Source organism: Flavobacterium frigoris (genome assembly GCF_900111075.1).
Lineage (GTDB): Bacteria > Bacteroidota > Bacteroidia > Flavobacteriales > Flavobacteriaceae > Flavobacterium > Flavobacterium frigoris.
Window position 1 is genome coordinate 593,943 of sequence record NZ_FOFZ01000001.1, and the last position, 12,728, is coordinate 606,670.

12 protein-coding genes and 1 tRNA gene are annotated in these 12,728 nt (G+C 34.2%); 8 read left to right on the plus strand and 5 right to left on the minus strand.

Features of this window, described 5'->3' with window-relative positions; translation table 11 throughout:
• Nucleotides 1–222: 222 nt before the first annotated feature.
• The 4 genes from BMW63_RS02500 to BMW63_RS02515 all read right to left on the minus strand — a co-directional run bounded on the left by BMW63_RS02500 (nt 223) and on the right by BMW63_RS02515 (nt 4,057).
• The gene (locus tag BMW63_RS02500) at nt 223–1,974 is read right to left on the minus strand and encodes a sodium:solute symporter family protein (RefSeq protein WP_074720879.1); all 1,752 of its coding nucleotides are present in this window, start codon (nt 1,972–1,974) and stop codon (nt 223–225) included.
• Nucleotides 1,975–2,002: 28 nt separating this feature from the next.
• A complete protein-coding gene (locus tag BMW63_RS02505; protein ID WP_074720881.1) occupies nt 2,003–2,263 on the minus strand; it encodes a DUF4212 domain-containing protein in 261 nt (86 codons plus the stop codon).
• A gap of 27 nt (nt 2,264–2,290) precedes the next feature.
• Nucleotides 2,291–3,529 (minus strand): hypothetical protein, encoded by a 1,239-nt coding sequence (locus BMW63_RS02510; protein ID WP_074720883.1) that lies wholly within the window; start codon nt 3,527–3,529, stop codon nt 2,291–2,293.
• Between the two features lie 108 nt (nt 3,530–3,637).
• Entirely contained in the window at nt 3,638–4,057 is a 420-nt protein-coding gene (locus BMW63_RS02515; RefSeq protein WP_074720884.1) for an IS1/IS1595 family N-terminal zinc-binding domain-containing protein, read from the minus strand.
• A 218-nt stretch (nt 4,058–4,275) separates the two neighbouring features.
• On the opposite strand from BMW63_RS02515, the gene BMW63_RS02520 reads away from it, so the two are divergent.
• From BMW63_RS02520 to BMW63_RS02530, 3 genes are all read left to right on the plus strand, one after another.
• Nucleotides 4,276–6,195 carry a DUF294 nucleotidyltransferase-like domain-containing protein gene (locus BMW63_RS02520; RefSeq protein WP_074720886.1) on the plus strand — a complete coding sequence of 640 codons (1,920 nt, stop codon included), beginning with the start codon at nt 4,276–4,278 and terminating at the stop codon, nt 6,193–6,195.
• Entirely contained in the window at nt 6,196–6,810 is a 615-nt protein-coding gene (locus tag BMW63_RS02525) for a 3'-5' exonuclease (RefSeq protein ID WP_074720888.1), read from the plus strand. It begins immediately after the preceding gene.
• Between the two features lie 169 nt (nt 6,811–6,979).
• Complete coding sequence (locus BMW63_RS02530) at nt 6,980–7,519, plus strand: lipid-binding SYLF domain-containing protein (protein WP_074720890.1); 540 nt, start codon at nt 6,980–6,982, stop codon at nt 7,517–7,519.
• 938 nt (nt 7,520–8,457) lie between these two features.
• Here BMW63_RS02530 and BMW63_RS02535 read toward each other — a convergent pair.
• Nucleotides 8,458–8,530: transfer RNA gene (locus BMW63_RS02535), tRNA-Phe, on the minus strand.
• Between the two features lie 126 nt (nt 8,531–8,656).
• Between BMW63_RS02535 and BMW63_RS02540 the strand changes: the two genes are divergently transcribed.
• The 5 genes from BMW63_RS02540 to BMW63_RS02560 are packed head-to-tail and all read left to right on the plus strand — an operon-like array spanning nt 8,657 to nt 12,700.
• Nucleotides 8,657–9,391: a type III pantothenate kinase gene (locus BMW63_RS02540; protein ID WP_074721160.1), complete on the plus strand. Its 735-nt coding sequence runs from the start codon at nt 8,657–8,659 to the stop codon at nt 9,389–9,391.
• Nucleotides 9,384–10,628 carry a BamG family beta-barrel-assembly machinery protein gene (locus BMW63_RS02545; protein ID WP_074720892.1) on the plus strand — a complete coding sequence of 415 codons (1,245 nt, stop codon included), beginning with the start codon at nt 9,384–9,386 and terminating at the stop codon, nt 10,626–10,628. Before BMW63_RS02540 ends, BMW63_RS02545 begins: the two co-directional genes overlap by 8 nt.
• A 41-nt stretch (nt 10,629–10,669) precedes the next feature.
• Nucleotides 10,670–11,224, plus strand: a complete 555-nt coding sequence (gene lptC, locus BMW63_RS02550; RefSeq protein WP_074720894.1) for an LPS export ABC transporter periplasmic protein LptC — start codon at nt 10,670–10,672, stop codon at nt 11,222–11,224.
• Between the two features lie 18 nt (nt 11,225–11,242).
• Nucleotides 11,243–11,437 (plus strand): DUF6526 family protein, encoded by a 195-nt coding sequence (locus BMW63_RS02555; protein WP_074720896.1) that lies wholly within the window; start codon nt 11,243–11,245, stop codon nt 11,435–11,437.
• A 3-nt stretch (nt 11,438–11,440) separates the two neighbouring features.
• Nucleotides 11,441–12,700 carry a hemolysin family protein gene (locus BMW63_RS02560; protein ID WP_074720898.1) on the plus strand — a complete coding sequence of 420 codons (1,260 nt, stop codon included), beginning with the start codon at nt 11,441–11,443 and terminating at the stop codon, nt 12,698–12,700.
• Nucleotides 12,701–12,728: the final 28 nt, after the last annotated feature.

Consider the following 12,728-nt stretch of genomic DNA (forward strand, 5'->3'; position numbering starts at 1 on the left):
GCCGAAAAGATATACACGTAGATTATTGGAAACCCAAAAAGAGATTTTGAATTATCAAATAATAGCAATAGCGGAATATTCAATGCTAATATTAAAAGCATTGAAAGGATAACCAACTTTTGTTCGTGTCTTTTTTTCATGTTGTTAAATAATACAATCTCTACAAACAAATGTAGAGATTGTATAGTTTAAAAATAATTTTTATAACCTATTTAATAATTTTTAATGTGTCGCTTCGCCAGCACCAGAAGGAATTCTAATGTGCTCTACAATATCTTGAACATCTTGTGGAGGCGCTGGTGTAAAACTTTTAACAGTAAATGCTACGGCAAAGTTTACAATCATTGCTATGGTCCCAAAACCTTCAGGAGAAATTCCAAACCACCAGCTTTCTTTTAAACCGGCAACAGCATCTTGTCCACCATCAAAAAGACCAAATTTGAATTTCAACATGTAGAAAAGCATCAATAAAAGTCCGATAACCATACCTGATATAGCTCCTTCTTTATTCATTTTCTTATCAAAAATTCCAAGGATAATCGCAGGGAAAAGAGATGCAGCGGCTAATCCAAAAGCGAGCGCCACAACTGCGGCGACAAAACCTGGAGGATTGATACCAAAATAACCTGCAATAACTACTGCAACTGCTGCAGCTCCACGGGCAGCCCAAAGTTCTCCTTTTTCAGAAATATTTGGGTTGATCATTTTTTTGATAATATCGTGAGATACAGACGCTGAAATTACTAGTAATAAACCAGCAGCAGTAGATAAGGCAGCAGCTAATGCTCCAGCTGCAACTAATGCAATAACCCAGTTTGGTAAGTTAGCAATTTCAGGATTAGCAAGTACCATGATATCTTTATCAATAACTAACTCGCTACCTTTATTTCCTTTTGCTTCTTCAGCTGCTAAAAAGGCAGTGTCTTTAGAGGCATCATTATAATATTGAATTTTACCATCTCCGTTTTTATCTTCAAAAGCTAATAAGCCGGTCTTCTCCCATTTAGTAAACCAGGCTGGCATTGAAGTGTAGTCTTTTCCGTTAACAGTTTCAATTAAGTTTGTTTTTGCAAAAACAGAAATTGCCGGTGCAGTAGTATATAATATGGCAATTAAAATCAATGCATATCCAGCTGATTTTCTAGCATCCTTTACTCTTTTAACGGTAAAGAAACGAACAATAACGTGAGGTAATCCTGCAGTACCAACCATTAAGGCTAATGTGATTGCAAATACATCTATCATTGATTTTGTTCCATCAGTATATACTGCAAATCCAAGATCTGTAGAAAGACCGTTTAATTTGTCAAGTAAATAGGTGTCAGCCCCTAAAACTTTTCCTCCCATTCCTAATTGCGGAACTGGGTTACCTGTCATTTGTATAGAAATAAAGATAGCAGGAACCATGAAGGCGAATATTAAGACACAATATTGTGCTACTTGGGTGTATGTAATCCCTTTCATTCCTCCTAGAGTGGCGTAGAACAAAACAATTACCATTCCTATGATAACTCCAGTGTCGATGTCAACTTCTAAAAATTTAGAAAATACGAGACCCACACCACGCATTTGCCCGGCTACGTAGGTAAAAGAAACCACTAGTGCACAAACGACAGCAACGGTTCTAGCACTATTAGAGTAATAACGTTCTCCAATGAAATCTGGCACAGTAAATTTCCCAAATTTTCTTAGATAAGGCGCAAGTAATAGGGCAAGTAATACATATCCGCCCGTCCAGCCCATCAAATAAACGGCCCCGTCATATCCATCAAAAGAGATGATTCCAGCCATAGATATAAAGGAAGCGGCACTCATCCAGTCAGCGGCTGTAGCCATACCATTTGCTAATGGCGAAATTTCTCCACCGGCAACATAAAATTCTTTAGTCGATGTCGCACGCGACCAGATTGCAATCCCAATGTAGAGGGCAAATGTTACTCCAACAAGTATATAGGTCCAAGTTTGTAAATCCATGATATTTTATTTTTTTATAGTTTTTAAATTATTCGTCGTAGCCGTATTTTTTGTCTAGTTTGTTCATTAAATAAACATAAACAAATATTAGTATGACAAATACATAAATTGAACCTTGTTGTGCGAACCAGAAACCAAGTGGGAAGCCACCTAATTTAAAGGAATCTAATGCTTGTTTGAAAAGGATTCCTGCCCCGTAGGAAACAGCAAACCAAATACTTAATAAGATTAGAAGGTATTTTAGGTTTTCCTTCCAATACGCAGTTGCGTTGTCTTGTTTATCGCTCATGATAGTTGTAATTAAAAAGTGAATAGATTATAGGTAAATCATTGCTTGCAGCGTAATTGTATTTACGGCTTTGTTTGTACCATATTTTAAAGTTTGGTATTCTAAAGTTAGTTTAGAATTATGACCGCTAAAAAATGCATTAGCACCAATACCTACTTGAGAAGCATTGTCGTTTATAGCATCTATTTGTCTTTGGTCATAAGACACATACGGTTGAAAGCGAGTTTTTGATTTTCCAGGAAGAACGTAACCTAGGTGTCCATGAACCATTGATCCTGTTTCATAAGTTGTCCCTAGTCTGTAGTCTTTTCCGTAATCATTGTTTTGATATAAGGCATATGCTGTAAGAGCAGCGCCTTGAGTTCCTACTGGCACATCATAAAAAGCATCAAGTCCGAAAATAGTAACGTTTTCTCCGCTTAAATTTCCAGCTGCATCAGCAATTACAGAACCATTAGGATGTGAAAAGAAACCAGCTCCTATGTTGAATACTTTTTTTGTTCCTAAATAAGTACCTACTTTATAAGGTAAGAAGTTGCTTTCAGAATCTAAAAAGCCATATTCAAAATAACCAGCGTATGTTCTTCCTGCTTCTTTTGAACCCAATAATCTTGTACCAGTATAAGTTGCTGGACCATTATTTGTTGGTACTGTAGTGGCTTGTAAATTGTTAGTTTCCGCACCGTTTATAGCAACGCGATATTGAAATTTCCCAAAAGCTCCTTTGGCGTATACCCCAATATGTCTGGCAAATTGATCAGATAAACCTAAAGTCGCCCAAGCTTGTCTTTGGTTGTCTAAGGTCATTAGGTTTAAGGTACCTTGGTTGTTCAAACGAGAGATTCCGTTCCAGTAATGTAATCCACCCCCAATAGCATTGTCTTTTCCAAGGCTGTATTGAGCCCAAACATCATGCATGAATAATTGTGAGCCATCACCTTTTCCCGTTGGACTCATTGAATCTGCGTTTAGACTATTAAGTCCAAAATGAGTTACAATTAAAAAGTCTTTATTAATTTGTGCATATAACAATACACGTGCTCTTCTTACACTGAAATCTAAGTCAGCTTGTTCATTCCCGTTTCCGTCAAGTGGACGGTCTGAATTGTATTGTCCCCAAATTTGCGCCCAAGATATCACTCTAAGATACTTTGAGCCATCCTCATCAAGGTTAAATTTCATTCCGGCTCCATAATCAGGAGAGCCTTGTGAAAAGCCTTTTAAGGATAGAAGCAGGACTGCTGCAATCAAATAAACTTTTTTCATAATTAATTATTAGTTTGGTTAAGAGAAGTGGTTAGTTTCTAGACCGCCAAAGTCTAATTTTTTGTTAAGAAAAAAAAGTAAGGTATATATTTGTGTAAAAAGCTATAGTTAATCTTTGAAACGTTCCCATTTTATAAGCATAAACTTATCCCCTAACTCGGTTATTATCATTCCTGCTCCTGATAGTAAATCTTTGTTTTTGATATATTCTACTAGTTCTAAGTGATTAAAAATCTTGTAAGTAGGATGGTAGTTAGCATGAGAAGGTTTTTTTATGTTAAAAGACTTTACCCAGTTACTGATGGTAACATGGGACACCCCAATAATACGCTCGATTTCGCGATAACTCAATCCTTCTAGGTACAGCTGTAATGCTTTGGTGACATAGTAATCATCGATCTTTTTTCCGATTTTATTAACAGTAAAAAAATAATTGCATTTTTTACATAAATACCTTTGTTTATTGTTGATTACACCGCTTTTGATGATGTGGGTTCCTTGGCATTTCGGACAGGCTAAAAGTTCCATATATATAAAATTTGCATAAATATAGTAAATTAGCAATTATACTAAACGAATAATGTAAATAAAATGGGTTTAATTTATAGGAAGTTTATTTATAACAATAATTTGTTGAGGTTTTAGCGGTTTTAAGCGAGATTTGCTCTTACTTTTTCTGGAGTTTAATTAGTCTATAGTTAGAACCTTGTCTATTTTATGTAATTTTAGATATCAATAAACAGTTTATGAAAAATTCAATAGCAGAACGAGTAGCCGATTTTTTAAAAAAACACCCTCCATTTTTGAGTCTTAGTATGCCTGATTTGATTACCATCTCCAAAGAATCTCAGGTGGTTTATTTGGAGAAAAATCAGGTGCTTTTTAATGTGAATGACCAGCCTCATTCTTTTTTTTATATTGTTAAAGACGGAGCAGTGGGCTTGTCGATTTCTTATGATGAAAAAGAAATCCTCATCGATAAATGTGATGAAGGCGATATTCTAGGGTTGCGTCCTTTCTTTGCTAAGGATAATTATTTGATGGATGCCATGGCTCGGGAAGAAAGTTTGCTTTATGCTATTCCAATTGCTGTTTTTAAAGCCTATATTTTTCAGAATCCGGAGGTTTCTGAGTTTTTATTAGAAAGTTTCGCGTCTAATACACGAAATCCCTACGACAAAGAGAATAAGGGGAAACTGATTTCAGAAAATGTAATTTATAACGAACAGGATGCTATAATTCAGTATTTCAAACCCATTTCGCATACTGAAAACCCGATCACGGCTAACAGAAAAGTAACTGTAAAAAGTATAGCTGAGATGATGGTGAAGTATAAAATAGGAAGTGTTGTTATTGAAGAGAATCAATTGCCAATTGGTATTATTACCGACAAAGATTTGCGTTCTAAAATTGCTACGGGAATGTTTGCTATCAATGATACCGCGGACCAAATTATGTCAACACCGGTAATTACTGTACCATCAAATCGATCTGTTGCTGAGGTCCAGTTGCTAATGATGCAGCATAATATTGGGCATTTGTGTGTGACTTCAGATGGTACGACAGCATCAGAAATTATAGGGATTATTTCTGAGCACGATGTTTTTACTGCTCAGGCTAATAACCCTGGAGTGCTTGTGAAACAAACAAAACGTGCAAATACTGCTTTAGAACTTCAAGGGATTAGAGAGAATTTAACGCAGTTGATTCAGAATGCGTTATATGAAAATATTCCTATCGGACATATTTGTCAGATTGTAGGGGAGATTAATACGGCTATTACAAAAAGAGCCATTGAATTGTCTATTTTAAAAATGAAGGAACAGCCTCCCGTTCCATTTGCATGGTTGAATATAGGAAGCCAGGGAAGAAAAGAACAATTGTTATTGACAGATCAAGATAATGCCTTGGTTTTTGAAGATGTAGCCGCAGATAGATATGATGAGGTTAAAAAATACTTTATAAAATTAGCAGAAAATGTGACGAATGTATTAAATGTAGTAGGCTACGAATTTTGTCCCGCTGAAATGAGTGCGAGTAATCCATTATGGTGCAAGTCAGTAACAGAATGGAAGGAGCAGTATGAGACTTGGATTCACAGCCCGGGAGAGAAAGGGATTCTAATGTGCTCCATTTTTTTTGATTATGACTTTGTTTATGGAGATAAAACGTTAGTTGACGCAATTACGGAGGCTATTTTTAAAAATATAGATAATAATCAAATCTTCTTTGCTTATTTAGGAGGAGATGCTATGAAAAGCCCACCTCCATTGGGTTTCTTTAGGCAGTTTTTAGTAGAGAAAGATGGCGAATATAAAGATAGTTTTGATGTTAAAGGTCGGGGGTTAATGCCTTTAATTGATGCGGCCAGATTACTGTGTTTGAATCAAAAAATTACTGGGACTAATAATACTTTGGTACGGTTTAAAGAATTATCAGCTTTAGAGCCGCAAAACGCTGCGATTTATGAGGCTTGTTCAGAGGCGTTCTCTGTATTGCTAAAATTTAGAACTGAAGAAGGTTTTGCAAATAATTCCGGTGGACGATATCTAGACTTAAATAAATTATCAAAGCTAGATAAGGTAAAGCTCAAAAATGCTTTTCAGCCGATACACGAGGTGCAGGAAATTCTCAAAACTCGATTTCAACTCACTTATTTTACTTAAATGAAGCTATTTAATTGGTTTAAAAAAGATAAAAAAGTCTATCCTGAATTTTGGCAAAGCTATTTGTCCTGTTTTGATTCTAAAGTAAAAAATAATTTAGAACAACGCAGTGTGGCTTTTGATACAGAAACTACAGGCTTGAATTATAGAACAGATGTGATTCTGTCGATTGGTGCTGTTGGTATTTATGAAAATACCATTAGTGTAAGCGATTATTTAGAGTTGTTTTTGATTCAAGATATTTTTAAAAAAGAAACAGTGGCTATTCATGGAATTTTAAAAGAAGGGAAGGAAGAAAAAATAACAGAAACTGAAGCAGTGATGCAATTTCTCGCTTTTATAAAGGATGCTGTACTTGTGGGTCATCATGTGAGTTTTGATGTTAAAATGATAAATGAGGCATTAAAACGAATGGGGCTGGGTAAGCTTAAAAATAGAAGTATTGATACTGATGCGATATATCAAAAATTTAAAGGGCTACAGGAAGATCAGCATACAGGTTTGGATGAATTATGTGGAATTTTCAAGATCCAAAGTAGTGACCGACACACGGCAATTGGGGACGCGTACATAACAGCATTGATTTTTTTGCGACTTAAAAACAAATGGAAGTAGTATTGTAGTTTTGTGATTTACTTATGTATGTTATTGATAGTCAGATTATTTGATTGTTATTTGGAAAAGTTATTTTAAATTTGAAGAACCATATTTCACTTTTTAGTTAATGATTGAAAGTGTCCGTATTCGGAATTGGTTTTTTTGATAACAATTTAAAATAGAAGCTATGAAAAAAGTAAATGTTATTTGGATAGTATTGATGGCTTGCGCAATGACGATTACACCTATGTTCGGGCAATCTCGTGCGAAGAAGAATAAAATTATTGCCGATAGCAAGATGGCGAAAGTGGAGTTTATTAAAACGGATCCTCTTATGGAAGGACTTTTTGAAAAAGCGTATGGCTATGCCGTCTTTCCTAATGTAGGTAAAGGTGGGTTTGGCATAGGAGGAGCAGCTGGAAATGGAGTGGTCTATGAGCAAAGTGCCTTGGTAGGTATGGCAAAGCTATCGCAACTGAGTATAGGGTTTCAAGCAGGTGGACAAGCATATCGGGAGGTGATATTTTTTGAGTCTAAAAAGGATATGGAACGATTTAAAGACAGTCAATTAGAGTTTGCAGCTCAAGTTTCGGCAGTAGCGGTAACGGCTGGAGCCTCGGCAAATGTAAAGTATGCTGAAGGCGTTATGGTATTTACGATGCAGAAAGGTGGGCTCATGTATGAAGCGTCAGTGGGTGGACAGCAATTTAAGTTTAATGATTTGTAAGCGACTTTGCTGTTAGTTATGACTAGTGCTAACGGAATTTATGCTTTGGTTTAGATATTGCTCATTCATAATGTAATGAAGGTTTGTAAATATGATAAGCGATTATTGAGCTGAAAAGAAAAAAGGAGCAATTTGCTCCTTTTTTTTATGATATAATTAAGTCTCAAATATTATAAGACTTGTCAGCTTAGCTATTGTAGTAAATTGATTTAAAAAGTAGATTTATAAAAAAAAAACCTATGCGATAAGTTGTTAACAAATGGATTTATAAAGGATAGACGTATTTTTACAGTATAAATATCATACTTGTAATTAAACGACTAATGGTTATATCTATTAAATTAAGTTTTTTTTATTTTAAAACTTATGTTAATAACTTGGTTTCATCTTTACTTTAAAAGGTTTTATCTTTGAAAAACTATTAAAGCAGTAGTTAGTTTAAAACAAAAAAGCCAAAGCTGGACACTTTGACTTAGTTGTGTTAAACTATTTGTTTAACTTATAATTCACGAGATATGAATATAATTGAATATTTAGGTTGTTGGCTTGCAATCTACATTGTAGCCCAGTTTGTAAAAGAGATTAGAAAACTTATCCTAGCTTGGAAAAAGTAATCTTAAAACTTAGACCCATTTGCAGGAGCAGGTGGGTTTTTGTTTATATGCAAATCTACATATAATATTAATATTTTTAGTAGCTGCACGAAAATTATTTTACCAGGATGTCTTAGGTGTTGATTAATCTTTATTTAATTTTTCACGAATTGATTTTAAGCAAGTAGTAATCTGTTTTTTTGTTAATTCTAAAAACAACAACATAAATATTGATTATTCAATACTTTATTTGCTTGTTCCCCAAGTTTTGAACTTGATCCGAGATAATGCATAAAATAGATTTTTAAAACAAAAAACCCGAATATTTCTATTCGGGTTTTAAAGTGGTGCCTCCAGGGATCGAACCAGGGACACATGGATTTTCAGTCCATTGCTCTACCATCTGAGCTAAGGCACCATTGTTGCTTTTCGTAAGCTGTAATGCTTGCTGATTGCGGGTGCAAAGATAGAATGTTTTTTAGTATATCCAATACATTTTTTTAAAAAAATCAATTCGTATCTTCGCGAAATCAAAATTCAAATTATGATTTTAACAGTTGATGTAGGGAATACAAGAATTAAAGCTGCTGTTTTTGAGGGGGATAAGCTCTTACAGCATTTCGTTTTTATGAAAGAGGAGCTCCAAAAAAACATTGAAAATATTTTAAAAAAATTTATAAATACTTCCCATTTGGTTGTGGCATCCGTTGGAAATGTCGAAAAACAGGCTTTTTTAAAGTTTGAAAAAGAGGTTGTGGTTTATTTTATTTCTCATAATGACTCTTTTCCATTTGTTAATGGGTATGAAACACCAAAAACTCTGGGGATTGACAGAATGGTTCTTGCTGCTGGAGCAACTTTTCAGTTTCCGGGGAAAAATAGATTAGTCATTGATGCTGGAACCTGTGTTACATTTGATTTTGTAAATGAGAATGACAAATATCTTGGAGGTGCTATAGCCCCAGGATTGCAATTACGATATAAATCATTGCATGATTTTACTGCTAAGCTACCATTGTTGTCGTTAGAAAGTCCTAAAGATTTAGTAGGGAATTCAACTTCGCAATCAATTCATTCTGGAGTTGTAAATGGATTAGTCTATGAGATTGATGGTTTCATTGATGAATATCGAGGTCTTTGTTCAAATTTTATAATAATTTTAACGGGTGGGGATACAGAATTTTTGGCTAAACGATTAAAAAATACCATATTTGCCAATTCAAATTTTCTTTTAGAAAGTTTGAATCAAACATTTCAATATAAAATCAAAAATGATTAAAAAAATTATAATAAGCGCTTGTTTGCTTTTGTCGTTAGTTTCCTTTGCTCAAGAAGGTACTTCATCACCTTATTCTTATTATGGAATTGGAGACATTAGATTTAAAGGAACAGCTGAAGGTCGTTCTATGGCTGGAGTAGAGGTAGAACAAGACAGTATTCATATTAACTTACAAAACCCTGCAAGTTTTGCTAATTTAAAGCTTACCACTTTTACACTAGGAGGAACTTATAATACGACAACATTAAAATCAGATTCTAAGAGTGAAAAGGCAAGAAGAACAACTTTAGATTATCTTGCGGTTGGATTGCCTTTCGGAAAAATAGGAGTTGGATTTGGATTAATTCCTTATTCTTCTGTAGGCTATAAAATTGAGTCTGTTTCGGAAGATGTTAATACAATCAATAGAAGATATAATGGTACAGGAGGATTGAATAAAGCATTTCTTGGATTGGGGTATAAAGTAAATTCCAATTTTAATATAGGAGCTGATGTTCAGTATAATTTTGGAAGAATTGAAACGAATAGTTTAGAGTTCATTACTGGAACTCCTGTGGGAACCAGCGAGAAAAACAGGGCTGATTTGTCTGGGGTAAATTTCGACATTGGAGCGATGTATAAGGTTAAGTTAAAGAATAAGCTAAATGTGTATGGGAGTCTTAATTACACATTCCAAAACACCTTGACATCTCAAAATACAAGGGATATAGCTACTGTAGATTACAATTCAGGGTTTAATATTGTGGATGTTTTGGGAGAACAAAAAAATAATGTTGACTTGAAGTTTTCAAGCAAGACAACCTTAAGTGCAGGTATTGGTGAATCTCACAAGTGGTTAATTGGTGGGAAAGTGGCTTATTCAAAATCTTCAGGACAAGCTAATACCTATAATGACTTTGGTAATGTAGGATATGGAAAGTACGGAAATGTGAGTTTAGGAGGGTATTATATTCCTAATTACAATTCATTTTCAAGTTATGCAAAAAGAATTGTTTATCGAGGGGGTTTGAAATATGAAAAAACAGGCTTGGTCGTTAGTGGGGAATCTATAAATGATGTTGGACTTACTTTAGGATTGGGATTGCCTATTACGGGTACTTTGTCTAATGTAAATATTGGATTCGAGTTAGGGAAAAGAGGAACTACATCATCAAACTTGGTTCAAGAGAATTATGCTAACATTAGTGTAGGGTTTTCATTGAATGACAAATGGTTCGTTCAAAGAAAATTCCAATAATAAAAGGATTACAGTACATTTCACCTTGTCGATATTGACGTATGGATTTATTTAAAAGATATAAAATAATTAACGTAGTCACAGTTTTTGCTGTGACTACGTTTTTTGGGTGTGAAAGTAATTTCAAGGAAGTTCAAAAAATCAATGTCACGGAATTTACGCCAAGTGGAGATGCTGATAAAGTAAATTTAAAGTATACTGATTCGGGGCTTATTAAAGTTGTTTTGCTTAGTCCTAAAATGTTGGATTTCTCTACTGTTAATTTTCCTTTTACGGAATTTCCTAAAGGGATAGATGTCACATTGTATGATGACAAAGGAAAAAAGACTCGCGTTACGTCAAACTATGCTATATCTTATAAGGTTACTGGTATAATTGATTTGCAGGGAAAAGTAAAGATTACAACTGAACAAGGGCAAACACTCGAAACGGAGCAATTGTACTACGATCAAAAAAATGAGTGGTTTTTTACTGAAAAAAAGTTTAAATTTACAGATATCAAAGGATCTTCAAACGGACAAGGAATAGATTTTAGTAAAGATTTCAAGATTATTAATTCACAAAGATTAACGGGCGAATTTGATTCGGCTCAATAAAAATCAAATATTTATATTATGGGTTACTTAAAATACACGCCTTACATTTATCTTATTTTTGCTTTGTACTTCATTTATGAAGCTATTGTAAAATGGAGCGATCCTGAGGCTACTCCTTGGTTAAGTGTGATGATTGCCGGACTTGCAATTTTTATGTTTTTTTTCAGAAGGAAATATGCAAAGAAGATGCAGGATCGTAATGACCAATCCTAATCTATGGAAATTGGTGTCATAATAGTATGTCTAATACTAAGTGCCTTTTTTTCTGGAATGGAAATTGCATTTATTTCTTCGAATAAAATTTATCTGGAAATAGAAAAAAAACAAGATAATTTTCTTTCTAAAATCCTTACTAAACTTACCGAAAAACCTTCAAAATTCATAGCCGCTATGCTTATTGGGAACAATATTGCGCTGGTAGTTTATGGTTTTTTTATGGGTGCGTTACTGATGCGTCAGATAGATTCGCTAGGATATCATTTTTCGGACTTATTGAATTTGCTTATCCAGACGGTGCTGTCTACCTTGATAGTTCTAATAACAGCAGAGTTTTTACCGAAAGTTTTTTTCCAAATTTATGCAAATGGTCTAATCAAGTTTTTTGCGCTACCAGCCTATGTTTTCTATGTACTTTTCTATTTTATTTCTACTTTCTTAATCTGGGTTTCTGATTTTGTTTTAAAAAAATTCTTTAGAACAGACGGTGATCAAATACAACTTTATTTTAGTAAAGTGGAACTTGGAAATTATATTACGGAGCAAATGAGTAGCGTTGAGGATGATGATGAGGTAGATTCAGAAATTCAAATGTTTCAAAATGCCTTGGAATTTTCAGGGGTGAAGGCTAGAGATGTTATGAGTCCTAGAACGGAACTCGTAGCCATCGATTTATTTGATACAATAGCAGAACTTAAAGAATTGTTTATCGAAACAGGGTATTCTAAAGTCGTGGTCTATCAAAATTCATTAGATGATATTGTAGGTTACGTACATTCCTTTGATTTGTTTAAGAAACCCAAAAGTATTAAAGCTGTCGTTATTCCTGTCGAATTTGTTCCTGAAACAATTTACATTAAAGATGTTATGAATTTGCTTACTAAAAAGCGAAAAAGTGTTGCGGTAGTGCTGGATGAATATGGCGGAACTTCTGGTATAATAACGATTGAAGACATCGTGGAAGAGCTTTTTGGAGAGATTGAAGACGAACATGATTCAGATGAAGAGCTGATTGAGAAGGAGCTGGGTGATGACACTTATGTTTTTTCGGCTCGATTTGATGTAGAATATCTGAATCAAGCCTATAAGCTTAACATACCTGAAAGTGATTCTTATGGTACTCTAGGTGGTTTTATTGTCGATTTCACTAACGATATTCCGTTAAAAGGAGAGGTGATTACCATTGGTACTTACCATTTTGTAATAGAAGAGGCTACAAATAAGAAAATAGAATTGGTTAAATTAACCATAAAGGACTGATTTATTTTATAAAAGTATTTTTTTTGTA

What these genes read in the sequence shown, in the direction of transcription:
- BMW63_RS02500 (WP_074720879.1), bottom strand. Translation starts at nt 1,974, where the DNA reads ATGGATTTACAAACTTGGACCTATATACTTGTTGGAGTAACATTTGCC.
- BMW63_RS02505 (WP_074720881.1), bottom strand. Translation starts at nt 2,263, where the DNA reads ATGAGCGATAAACAAGACAACGCAACTGCGTATTGGAAGGAAAACCTA.
- BMW63_RS02510 (WP_074720883.1), bottom strand. Translation starts at nt 3,529, where the DNA reads ATGAAAAAAGTTTATTTGATTGCAGCAGTCCTGCTTCTATCCTTAAAA.
- BMW63_RS02515 (WP_074720884.1), bottom strand. Translation starts at nt 4,057, where the DNA reads ATGGAACTTTTAGCCTGTCCGAAATGCCAAGGAACCCACATCATCAAA.
- BMW63_RS02520 (WP_074720886.1), top strand. Translation starts at nt 4,276, where the DNA reads ATGAAAAATTCAATAGCAGAACGAGTAGCCGATTTTTTAAAAAAACAC.
- BMW63_RS02525 (WP_074720888.1), top strand. Translation starts at nt 6,196, where the DNA reads ATGAAGCTATTTAATTGGTTTAAAAAAGATAAAAAAGTCTATCCTGAA.
- BMW63_RS02530 (WP_074720890.1), top strand. Translation starts at nt 6,980, where the DNA reads ATGAAAAAAGTAAATGTTATTTGGATAGTATTGATGGCTTGCGCAATG.
- BMW63_RS02540 (WP_074721160.1), top strand. Translation starts at nt 8,657, where the DNA reads ATGATTTTAACAGTTGATGTAGGGAATACAAGAATTAAAGCTGCTGTT.
- BMW63_RS02545 (WP_074720892.1), top strand. Translation starts at nt 9,384, where the DNA reads ATGATTAAAAAAATTATAATAAGCGCTTGTTTGCTTTTGTCGTTAGTT.
- lptC (WP_074720894.1), top strand. Translation starts at nt 10,670, where the DNA reads ATGGATTTATTTAAAAGATATAAAATAATTAACGTAGTCACAGTTTTT.
- BMW63_RS02555 (WP_074720896.1), top strand. Translation starts at nt 11,243, where the DNA reads ATGGGTTACTTAAAATACACGCCTTACATTTATCTTATTTTTGCTTTG.
- BMW63_RS02560 (WP_074720898.1), top strand. Translation starts at nt 11,441, where the DNA reads ATGGAAATTGGTGTCATAATAGTATGTCTAATACTAAGTGCCTTTTTT.